Genomic DNA, 10,705 nt, shown 5'->3' on the forward strand with positions numbered 1-10,705 from the left:
GTTTCAGGTTCATCGCGGTGGCTCCGTGGAAAAAGGGGGCTTTATCCGGCGACGAACGGGAAGAGGATGAATCGACACGTTCTCTGCGTAGCGCCTGCTCGCAGAGGATTTACTTCTCGGGCGTAGGTTGGGGTGAGGCGCAGCCGAACCCCAACGGTGGGATGTGCATGGCAACGCTGGGGTTCGCCCCGGAGCAAGTCCGGGGCTCACCGCCAACTACGAAGACTTACATCCCCAGCACGCTTTCCGCCGACACATACGCCAGCTTGTGCGCCTGCGCGACCGGTTCGCAGGTGAGCTTGCCTTCGAACACGTTGAGGCCGTTGCGCAGATGCACGTCCTGCTGCAGCGCCTTCTTCCAGCCGTGGTTGGCCAGCGACAGGGTGAAGGGCAGCGTCACGCTGTTGAGTGCGAAGGTGGAGGTGCGCGCCACCGCGCCAGGCATGTTCGCCACGCAGTAATGCACCACGCCGTCGACCACATAGGTGGGATCGGAGTGGGTGGTGGCGTGGGAGGTTTCCACGCAGCCGCCCTGGTCGATGGCGACGTCGACGATCACCGAGCCTGGCTTCATGGTGCGTACCATATCGTGCGTCACCAGCTTGGGCGCGGCGGCGCCGGGCACCAGCACGGTGCCGATCAGCAGGTCGGCGCGGCGCACCAGTTCTTCGACCGCCGAACGGGTGGAGAACACGGTGGAGATCGAGGTGCCGAACTGCGTGGCCAGGCGCTTCAGCGCTTCGGCCGAGCGATCGACCACCGTGACCTTGGCGCCCATGCCGACAGCGATGGTGGCCGCGTGCGTACCGGACACGCCGCCGCCCAGGATCACCACCTCGGCCGCCGGTACGCCGGGTACGCCGCCCAGCAGCACGCCACGGCCGCCCTGGGCCTTCTCCAGCGAATGCGCACCGACCTGCGGCGCCAGACGGCCGGCGACTTCCGACATCGGTGTCAGCAACGGCAGCGAGCCGTTCGCTGCGGTGACGGTTTCATATGCAATGCAGATCGCGCCGGAGGCGATCAGGTCGTGGGTCTGCTCGGCATCGGGCGCCAGGTGCAGGTAGGTAAACAGGATCTGGCCCTTGCGCAGCTTTTTGCGCTCCACCGCCAGCGGCTCCTTCACCTTCACGATCATGTCGGCTTCGGCAAAGATCTGGTCGGCGCTTTCGACGATGCTGGCGCCCGCGGCGACGTAGTCCGCGTCGGTCAGGCCGGCGCCAATGCCGGCGTCTTTTTGCACCATCACCTGATGGCCGTGGTGTACCAATTCCTGCACGGACGATGGGACCAGGCCCACCCGGTATTCATGGTTCTTGATCTCTTTCGGTACACCGATGCGCATGACTCGATCTCTCGACAATGGTTTGGGAGGGTTGCTGCGCTGGCCTTCCGTGTGCCGCGCGGGCCGCAGTATGATCGAGGTTCTGCGCAATTTCTCGCTCATTAGGGCCAAGGATGAGCGAATTTTTCGCACCCAATGCGAAGTTTCGGCGAAAATATAGAATCCATGACGAATTCTTTTCCACCCCTGGACGAACGCGACCGCGCCATCCTCCGCTTGCTGCAGGAAGACGGCCGCCTGGCCAATGCCGAACTCGCCCAGCGGATCAATCTTTCCCCCTCGGCCTGCCTGCGGCGGGTGAAGCTGCTGGAAGACCGCGGCCTGATCTCCCGCTACGTGATGCTGCTGGACGAAAAAGCCGCCGGCTTGTCGGGCACCGCCTTCGTACTGGTCACCCTGGACCAGCAAGGCCGCGCTGCGTTGGATGCCTTCGAGCTGGCGATCCAGAAACATCCCGAGGTTACCGAATGCTGCCTGCTTGCCGGTGCCGCCGATTACATGGTGCGCGTGGCGTACGCCGATTCGGCCGACTTCGAGCGCATTCATACCGAGATACTCACGCAGTTGCCGGGCGTGGTGCGCGTGCAATCGACGCTGGCATTGCGCACGGTGAAGCGGACCACGGCGTTGCCTGTGTGATGCGATGTGCGATGAAATCCCGGCATCTGCGCACGGCAGCAGATCGATCAGTGAGGAAGGGTGACCATGGCACGCGACCAAGGACTTGAAGCGCTGTTGAGCGACGACTTGCAGGACGTGCGTGGTCTTGCGGAAAAAACCATGTTCGGCGGTTTGGCATGGCTGGTGCACGGCAACCTGCTGTGCGGCGCGCGCCAGGATGGTTTGCTGGTGCGGCTCGGCAAGGATAAGGATGCATGGGCGCTCAAGCTGCCGGGTATCGTGCCCATGCTGTCGGGCAGCCGACGCATGCAAGGCTGGGTGCGCGTGGCACCCGAGGCTTATGCAGACGACGCGTTGCGACGCCGATTGCTGGATGCGGCGCTGGCGTTTGTCAGGTCGCTGCCGGCGAAGTGATTTCACCGGCTTGCCGTGCGCAACGAGACGTACTGAGCGAGCGGCTTTGGGGATGACAGATCGAGGCGGGAAATGCCGCCTCTCTCCCATCTTTGATTAAGGCAACACTGGATGCTCCAAACTTAAAGGAAAGCTTTATGCATTCCTTGATTCGTCGCCCGGCGCTCGCAGGAGCGACGAATCTCCGTGAGCTGGATAGCGATGTTCATTTCCGCAAACGTGTGGTGCGGCGGATAGTCGTCTGTGTTGCTCTCCCACACGGAGCAATACAGCCCATGCTTGAAAAGGATGCGCCGCGTTGGCGCTTGACTGTCTGCTTTGCCGCGCATGTCGCTGGTCATTTTGTGTGCATTGCGGCTAGCCACTGTGACGTGCGAGTGAAGCATGGCAGAAGATGCTGCAAGTTTTTCACAAGCGTGTATGTTGGGTACTTTCGTAGCGCTTGTTTGCGGTACACAATCGAACGCGTGTTGATCGATCGGTGACATTTGCATATGTGTTCTGCCTGCGGGGGAGGCAGGCCGGCGCCGTGGATCCTCATTCGTCTTTACACGTTCCATCGATTCATGGCTGGAAGACGCATGGCAAACCTACCTTTAACCGCAACCCCGATTTCAATCGCCGAGCGGCAATACCGCCTGATGGTGGAGTCGATCACGGACTACGCCATTTTCATGCTGGACCGGGAGGGCCGTGTATCCAGCTGGAATATCGGCGCCGAGCGCATCAAGGGCTACCGGCCCGAGGAAATCATCGGCAGGCATTTTTCGACGTTTTATACGCAGGCCGATCGTGAAGCCGGCATACCACAGAGGAACCTTGCGCTTGCCACTGTTGAAGGGCGGGTACAAAGCGAAGGCTGGCGCGTGCGCCAGGATGGTTCGCGCTTCTGGGCGCATGTGGTGATCGATCGCGTGTTGGGCGACCACGGCGAACTGGTCGGCTTCGCCAAGATCACGCGCGATGTGACCGAGCAGCGCAACGCTGCGCGAGAACTGGAGCGTGCGCGCGAGGCGTTGTTCCAGTCGCAGAAGACCGAAGCCATCGGCAAGCTCACTGGCGGCGTGGCGCACGATTTCAACAATCTGCTGATGGTGGTCCAGAGTTGCCTGGACATGCTCGATCTGCGGCTCCCGCAGGATGCGCAGCTGCACAAGCTGGTAAGCAGCGCGCAATCGGCGGTGCAGCGCGGCGCCGCGTTGACGCAGCGCATGCTGGCGTTTGCGCGCAAGCAGGAGTTGCGCGTGGCTCCGGTGGATATCGTGTCGCTAGTGGCGGCCATGACCGAGCTGTTGCGCCGGTCGTTGGGTCCGCTGGTGAATATCAAGACGATGTTTCCCACCACGCTCATGCCGGTGCGGACGGATGCGAACCAGCTGGAGCTGGCGCTGATGAACCTCGCGGTGAATGCGCGCGATGCCATGCCCAAGGGCGGCGAACTGGTCATCGCCGCGCGCAACGTCACCATCGACGACAAGCATCCCACGCAGCTGGCGCCCGGCGATTACGTATGCCTTTCCGTCACGGACGAAGGCGAGGGCATGGATGAGGAAACCCTGGCCAAGGCGACCGAGCCGTTCTTCACCACCAAGGGCATCGGCAAGGGTACGGGCCTGGGCTTGTCGATGGTGCATGGCGTGGTCGAGCAGTCGGGCGGCCGCCTGGTCATCAAGAGCAGCAGGGGCTTCGGCACGCGGGTGGAAATGTGGCTGCCCAGCGTGGAGCCGGAAGCCGCCGGCCAGGCTGGCATCGCGCCGCCCGCATCGATCACGCAGGTGAATGTGGGGCGCCCCCTGCATATCTTGGTGGTGGACGACGATCCGCTCGTGCTCAGCGTCACCGGGGCGATGCTGCAGGATCTTGGACATCGCGTCAGCGAAGTCTCGTCGGCGGAGGAAGCGCTGCAGCACCTGGAAAACCATGCGGACATGGACCTGCTCATCACTGACCATGCGATGCCAGGCATGACCGGCGCGCAGCTGGTGGGCGAAGTGAACATCCGCTGGCCCGCGCTGCCGGTGGTGCTGGCGACGGGTTATGCGGAGATTCCCGCCGATCTGAGCGATGGCGCAACACGCCTGGCCAAGCCTTATGACCGTGCAGGATTGCTCCAGGCGATCGCCAAGGCGATGGAGGATCGGCAGTTGCATGCGTAGCTTGGCGGTGAGGCGACGCCGAACCCCAACATTTTTTGCATGGCGACGTTGGGGTTCGCATGCACTCACCGCCAACTTGCGCGCTTGCTTATACGGTGCGTTGACGGCGTGCCGTGTAGGTTTCGCGGACTCTTGAGCGTGCGCAATGGAATGCACAGGTCGAGCGCATGACCGCAACGGGCGATGAACGCAAGCTGGTTGGCATGGTATGCGCTCAAAGCAGCAACACGGCCAAGGCGCATGGCCTTGCTCATCGTGTAACTGCCATCGACAACCGCTGCGAATGCAGTGGGGCGTGCAAAGCCCCGGGGCAGGCGAATGCGTGGCTTTGCGGCCGCGCCGTGAATCCATCTTTGGCAGGTGCACTGCGGCGTGGGGAGGGGCCCGATCGCCACGTGTTCGCGTTGGGCAGGATGAGGCACGGAACACGGTTCCTCTCCCTTGGAGACCATCCCATGAAGCGCTTGAATAAAGTGACGTTTGCTGCGGTGCTGGTCGTTGTGTGCGCCGCGGGCGCAGTTTTCCCCGCGCCAGCCGTTCGCGCGCAGGCTTATCCTGCCGCCGTGTGGCCGGACGCCAATCCCAATGCCAAGTATTTCAACCCGTGCTTCGACAATAGCGTTGGCGGCACGGGCAACGAGGCGCTGACCATCGTCGTCATCACGCCGCCGAAGTACGAAGGTACGCAACCGGACGGCTCGCCCGGATTCGATGCCCTGTGGGCAAGCCACGCCAAGTTCTGGGAAATGACCCATTTCGGTGCGGGCCTGTCCTACGAGGTCGACAAGGGGCCGCAGCTGAGCAATCCGCTCGATCCTTCTTCGGCGCCGACCGGCAACGACATGTACGTGCTGCATGAGTGCTATCCGGCCGACTACGACCACGACGCGACACCGCCGCTGACCGCGCAGAACGACAACATCATGGAGCACTGGGCGTACACCGCGGCGAACTGGTCCGGTTTCAACCAGATCATCGCGCTGATGCAAGCGCCGGGCGTCACGGTGGTGACCCTGCATCATGGGCAGGTGGTGCATGCCAATTGGCATCTGGATGACGGCGTGTCCCTGCCGCTGCCGCCGCCCTGGCTGTATTGACGCGCGGTTGCTGGCGCGCCGCTTTCTGCACAGTGCGCGCCTGCAAGGGGAAGCGCCAACGGGTCCGGCCGGCCGGACCCGACCCCTCTCAGCCATTCCTAGCGCTTGCATCACGAATGGCTAACGATGCTTAGCGCAGAGTGAATGTCCGGGCAGCGACAAGCTGCCGCGGGCAACCGTCCGTGGTGGAGGCCGTTTCATGAATACCTCTGATTCGTTCAACCCCGGGAGGACACCGGGCTCGCAGCATTCGCTCTGGAGTCTCAGCACCTGGTCCGACTACATCAGCCGCATCGTTCGTCCGGCGAAGGCGCAACCGCCGGTACGCATGACGCGCCGGCAGCAATTGCTGGCCGCGCAGGAGCAGAAACGCCGCGAACAGCATGCGCATGTGCTTGAACTGCTTCGCGAAGTGAAGGAAAAGCACCAGCATGCGCCGCACGACAGCACAAAGCTGAAAGCCTGATATCCCCATAGGGCCGTGCCCGTGCCATGACGGGCCGGCCACATCCCCTTTACGACAAAACTCCCAAGCTAGCTGCCTCCATCGCCATGCGGGTATCGACATGGGATGCAGCGCCGAGCGTGTTTTTACCGATCCTGCCGATATCGCCCTGCTTGAGAAGTGGGTGGCGGAGCTGGCGGTGAATGCGGCCGTGCGTATCGTCAAGCACGATGGTGAAACGGTCGAAGGCGTGGTCAGCGTCACGCCGACGGTGCAGGTTTTTATAGGTCCCGGCGAGCAGCAAGGCATGAATGGGGTGGTGCGGCTGATCGACCCCCATCGGCCGGACTGGGATGGGCTGGTATGGCTGGGGGAGATCCGCGATATCCAGCATCTGGATTCGGTGCGGATGGGGGCGAGCAAGGCGTAGGTCTCGGAACTCTAAGTCGCCGGCCCCGGCGTTGGCTCTGTCGCTTGATCATATTTTCCCTTGCCACCATCAAACCTGCGGCACGCTTTACCCAGTGCTCCGAACTTAAGGGCCATCTATCGCCGGGAACTCTAATTCGTCATTCCGGCGTTCGCCGGAATGACGGGCTTGGATTTCTGGCGGCTGAAACATCCTTAAGTTCGGAGCATTGCGCTTTACTCCCTCTCCCCCATTTTTGATCAATAACGGGGCAGAGGGAGTACAAAGCAGCGGGCTCTCAGCGGGGAAAATGTGATCAATGGACAGGGCATTTGCCGGGGTGACACATCCGCAAGATCAATCCTCGCCGCCCGCTACCCAATGCGACATCGGCGCCGGACTGCCCAGCAGATACCCTTGCCCCATCTCGCAGCCCATCCGCACCAGCGCATCCAGCTGCGCCTGTGTCTCGATGCCTTCGGCAATCACCTGGATGTTGAGCGCATGCGCCAGCGCAAGGATCGCGGCGACGACGGTGGTGCTGTTGCTGCTGTCGGACTTGTCGAGTTCCTGCACGAAGGCGCGATCGATCTTGAGCATGCGCAAGGGCAGGGAGTGCAGGTAGCTCAGCGATGAATAACCCGTGCCGAAATCATCCAGCGCCGCGCCGACGCCCGCGCTGCGCAGGCGGTCGAGCACGGCGCGCACGCTTTCGGGGTTGTCCAGCAGGGCGCCTTCGGTCACCTCGGTAACCAGCCGATCCGGCGCCAGGCCGCTGCGTTCGAGCATCTTCAGGATGCGCACGTCGAAATCGGCATGGCGCAAGTGCAAAGCCGATACGTTGAAGGTGATGAACGGTTCGCCGGGGCCTTGCTGCGCAAGCAGGCGGCAGCTCAGTTCGAACAGGCGCCAGTCGATGGCTTCGATCAGGCCGCTGTCTTCAGCGATCTTCACGAAATCCGATGGCCGCAGCAGGCCGCGCTGCGGGTGGTTCCAGCGGATCAGCGCTTCGTAACCCACCACGTGGCCATCGCCGAGCCGGCAGATCGGCTGGAAATGCGGCTCGAATTCGTTTTGCCGCAGCGCCTTGCGCAGTTCGCTCTCCATCGCGAGCACGTCGACCATGCCCTTGGCCAGCGCCTCGTCGAAGATGGCGAAACGTTTGCGGCCCAGTTCCTTGGCCTGGTACAGCGCCATGTCGGCGTCGCGGATCAGTTCGTCTGCATCTAGATAACCGGCGTCGCCGCAGGCGATGCCGACGCTGACCGAGGGTTCCAGTTCCTTGCCGGAGATGCGCAACGGCGCCGCCACGGCTTGCAGGACGCGGTCGGCAATGATGGTGGCGGTGTCGGTGTTCTCGATGTCCTCCAGCAAAATCGCGAACTCGTCGCCGGACAACCGCGCCACCATGTCCGGTTCGCGCACGTGCGTGAGCAGCCGCACTGCGACGGCTTTGAGAAATTCGTCACCGGCCAGGTGCCCCAGGCTGTCGTTGATCACCTTGAAGCGGTCGACGTCGATGTACAGCAGGGCGCAGCGGCGGGAGGGATCGCTGCGGATGCGGTTGAGCACGCGATCGAGCCGCTCGCGCAGGTAGCCGCGGTTGGGCAGGCCGGTGAGTGGGTCGTGCATCACCTGGTGATGCAGTTGCTGCTGCATCTGCTCGCGCCGCGCGATTTCGGCGCGCAGTTCGCGCGTGCGTTCTTCCACGCGGTGTTCCAGCCGCAGGTTGGCCTGGTGCAGGGCGACCGCGGAACGGCGGCGGTAGATGCTGTTGGCGATCTGCAGGGCCACGAAGCTCAGCAGTTCCTGTTCCGGCGCACCGTAGGCGGCCTGGGAGTCGTAGTTTTGCACCGCGACCAGGCCGATCACGGCTTCGTCGACTTTCAGCGGCACCCCCAGCCAGTAGGCGGACGGTTCGCCGATATGGTGCGGCACCACTTCGCCGGCGCGCGTCAGCGCCATGATGTCCTCGCGCGTGCCGGACCATGCCTGGCCGCGGCGCAGCACGTACTCGCTCAAGCCGCGGCCGACCGGGCGCGCTAGCTGATGGCGCTCGCCGGCATCCATGAAGTAGGGAAATTCCAGCTTGCTGCGATCATCGCTGAGCAGGGCGATGAAAAAATTCTTCGCATCCAGCAATCGCCCCACCACGCTGTGCACGCGTTCGTAAAAGGTGTTTTCGTCGATATCGGCGGTGGCCAGTTGTGCTACCTGGAATAGCGCTTCTTGCAGGCGCTCGGCGCGATGGCGTTCGTGGACCTCCTGCATCAGGCCGCGGTTGAGTTCGGCCAGCTCTTCGGTGCGCTGGCGCACGCGCCGCTCAAGCTCGTCCTTGCTTTCCTTGCGTTCCAGCGCGGTAAGAATGTGGTTGCCGACGAATTCCAGCAGGGCAAGATCGTCGCGCGAGTACACGATGCCGGTGCCGTAGCTTTGCACCACCAGCGCGCCGTGCACCTGGCCGTTGCGCAGCATCGGCACGCCGAGCCAGTCGTCGCTGTCGGGGCCGACGATCAGGAGCGGGCCATTGACCTGCTGCTGCAACTGCTCGTTGCTGCCCATCAACGGCTTGCCGCGGACAAGCAGGTACCAGGTGAGCGTATGCCGCCGCTCTTCCAGGCGCATGTCGCGGTTGGTTTCCGGTTTGTCCTGGTCCTGGATATCCGCGTAGTACAGAAAGCGCATGCAATCGCGCTCGGCGTAATAGCGCACGATGAAAAAATTTTCCGCATACATCAGCCCGCTGACGATGCGGTGGATTTCCTGCAGCATGTCCGGCATTTCCAGATCAGAACCGGACAGCTCGGAGATCGAGAACAGCGCGCGCTGCAGGTTTTCCGAATGCTCCAGCTGGCTGTGCGAATCGTAGAGTTCGGCCAGCTTGATGGTGTGGTGCAGCTGGCGCGCCCCCAGTTGCAGATACGGGCTCAGCCGGATGAGCACCGCCTTGGCCGCGCCCTCGATGGCCATGCTGAGCAGCAGCACGACTTGCTGCTCCCGCAGCAACAGCAGGGCGCAACGCTTGCCGTCGGCGGACAGCCGGGCATCGTCACCGGCCTGCAGCGCTTCCTGGGCGAAGGCGAGTTCTTCGGCGTCGACCGGCTGCATGCCGGCAAAGCGCGGGTCTTGCGCACGGCCGAGCATCAGCACCCTGGCCTGACGGCAATGCTGCTGCGATTGCAGTAGCGTTTCGATGAGAGCCGCGACCTGGGCTGGCGTTTCGGCTTCGATCAGGCAGCCGAGCCAGGCCGTGTTCTTCGGCTCCTTGGGTGTAATGACAGGTATGGGACGACTCAGGCTCATGGCCAACCAAGCTGCCGTTATGGCGCACCTATCAGTGGGTACCAGCAGTGCAGGAAATGTGAACCTCGTGTGCTATGAGGCATTGCTACTGCGGCTTTGTCAATGTATCGGCTAAACCTTTGATGGCTTTAGACAGAGCCGGCCGTGAAAGTGCCCGGGATGGGGATGCGCGATGCCGCGTAGGTTCGGGTGAGGCAACGCCGAACCCCAACATCGCCAATCTGTGCATGGAAACGTTGGGGTTCGCTTACGCTCACCGCCAACCTACAAGCAAGCTCTCTCCCCTGTGTCAGTAGGGGAGGGCCGGGGTGGAACGCCTGCATCGTGTGGGCAAAGCGCTGCGCAGGGGCCATTATCGACCGCAGGCAGTGAAGCGGGTGGAGATACCGAAAGTCGATGGCGGACGGCGCCCGTTGGGCATTCCGACGGTGATCGGCCGCGTGGTGCAGGCGGCACTGGTCTCCCTATTGCTTGCTTCGTGTTTGGCGGCAGGCAGTAGTCAGGCCATGGCCCATCGAGCCAGCTTGGCTATGCCTAGCAAGACTACGATCGCTAGCATGCGTAGCGCTTGATAGCCGGCTTTCACCCACAGTGGTGCACAGACGTTGCTGCAGCATAAGATCCTTGGGCCTAGCCCTCCTATAACATGGAGCTTCCGATGAATCCAACGGTCCGCTTTGCCACCATGATCATTCCCGAAGGCCGTATCGACGAGGCAGAGGAGGCGATGCGAAAAGCAGAACAGGAGCTCAAAGGCATCCTTGCGTTGAAAGGACTGCGTAGCTTTTTCGCCGGCGTCGATCGCGCTCAATCACAGCTGACGAACGTCAGTGTGTGGGATTCACCCGAAGACGCAGAGCAGTTGTCCAGCTTCCAACCGATGATCGATCTGGCCAAGCAATTTGCCGCTCACGG

At 62.6% G+C, this 10,705-nt stretch carries 9 protein-coding genes; 7 read left to right on the forward strand and 2 right to left on the reverse strand.

Going from position 1 to position 10,705, the window contains the following annotated elements:
- Positions 1-226 precede the first annotated feature (226 nt).
- On the reverse strand, positions 227-1,345 hold the full coding sequence (gene ald, locus VMA74_RS07485) for an alanine dehydrogenase (protein ID WP_325366012.1): 1,119 nt from the start codon (positions 1,343-1,345) through the stop codon (positions 227-229).
- 165 nt (positions 1,346-1,510) lie between these two features.
- Between ald and VMA74_RS07490 the strand changes: the two genes are divergently transcribed.
- From VMA74_RS07490 to VMA74_RS07515, 6 genes are all read left to right on the forward strand, one after another.
- Positions 1,511-1,984, forward strand: a complete 474-nt coding sequence (locus VMA74_RS07490) for an Lrp/AsnC family transcriptional regulator (protein ID WP_325366013.1) — start codon at positions 1,511-1,513, stop codon at positions 1,982-1,984.
- 66 nt (positions 1,985-2,050) lie between these two features.
- On the forward strand, positions 2,051-2,380 hold the full coding sequence (locus VMA74_RS07495; protein WP_325366014.1) for a TfoX/Sxy family protein: 330 nt from the start codon (positions 2,051-2,053) through the stop codon (positions 2,378-2,380).
- 581 nt (positions 2,381-2,961) lie between these two features.
- A complete protein-coding gene (locus VMA74_RS07500) occupies positions 2,962-4,536 on the forward strand; it encodes a PAS domain S-box protein (RefSeq protein ID WP_325366015.1) in 1,575 nt (524 codons plus the stop codon).
- 455 nt (positions 4,537-4,991) lie between these two features.
- Entirely contained in the window at positions 4,992-5,633 is a 642-nt protein-coding gene (locus VMA74_RS07505) for a hypothetical protein (RefSeq protein ID WP_325366016.1), read from the forward strand.
- Positions 5,634-5,832: 199 nt separating this feature from the next.
- Positions 5,833-6,099: a hypothetical protein gene (locus VMA74_RS07510; protein WP_325366017.1), complete on the forward strand. Its 267-nt coding sequence runs from the start codon at positions 5,833-5,835 to the stop codon at positions 6,097-6,099.
- Positions 6,100-6,199: 100 nt separating this feature from the next.
- Positions 6,200-6,508, forward strand: a complete 309-nt coding sequence (locus VMA74_RS07515) for a DUF3247 family protein (RefSeq protein ID WP_325366018.1) — start codon at positions 6,200-6,202, stop codon at positions 6,506-6,508.
- Positions 6,509-6,844: 336 nt separating this feature from the next.
- Here the strand turns inward: VMA74_RS07515 and VMA74_RS07520 are convergent, their stop codons facing one another.
- Positions 6,845-9,790, reverse strand: coding sequence for a bifunctional diguanylate cyclase/phosphodiesterase (locus tag VMA74_RS07520; RefSeq protein ID WP_325366019.1), 2,946 nt, complete (start codon positions 9,788-9,790; stop codon positions 6,845-6,847).
- Positions 9,791-10,448: 658 nt separating this feature from the next.
- On the opposite strand from VMA74_RS07520, the gene VMA74_RS07525 reads away from it, so the two are divergent.
- Positions 10,449-10,705 (forward strand): hypothetical protein (locus VMA74_RS07525; protein WP_325366020.1); only part of this gene is annotated, 257 nt, incomplete at its 3' end.

The sequence above is a fragment of the Dyella sp. genome (assembly GCF_035508675.1).
Classification (GTDB): Bacteria; Pseudomonadota; Gammaproteobacteria; order Xanthomonadales; family Rhodanobacteraceae; genus Dyella_B.

Bases quoted from the DNA above. Each gene is read 5' to 3' on its own strand.
- VMA74_RS07505 (WP_325366016.1), top strand. From the start codon at position 4,992: ATGAAGCGCTTGAATAAAGTGACGTTTGCTGCGGTGCTGGTCGTTGTG.
- VMA74_RS07500 (WP_325366015.1), top strand. From the start codon at position 2,962: ATGGCAAACCTACCTTTAACCGCAACCCCGATTTCAATCGCCGAGCGG.
- VMA74_RS07520 (WP_325366019.1), bottom strand. From the start codon at position 9,790: ATGAGCCTGAGTCGTCCCATACCTGTCATTACACCCAAGGAGCCGAAG.
- VMA74_RS07490 (WP_325366013.1), top strand. From the start codon at position 1,511: ATGACGAATTCTTTTCCACCCCTGGACGAACGCGACCGCGCCATCCTC.
- VMA74_RS07495 (WP_325366014.1), top strand. From the start codon at position 2,051: ATGGCACGCGACCAAGGACTTGAAGCGCTGTTGAGCGACGACTTGCAG.
- VMA74_RS07510 (WP_325366017.1), top strand. From the start codon at position 5,833: ATGAATACCTCTGATTCGTTCAACCCCGGGAGGACACCGGGCTCGCAG.
- ald (WP_325366012.1), bottom strand. From the start codon at position 1,345: ATGCGCATCGGTGTACCGAAAGAGATCAAGAACCATGAATACCGGGTG.
- VMA74_RS07515 (WP_325366018.1), top strand. From the start codon at position 6,200: ATGGGATGCAGCGCCGAGCGTGTTTTTACCGATCCTGCCGATATCGCC.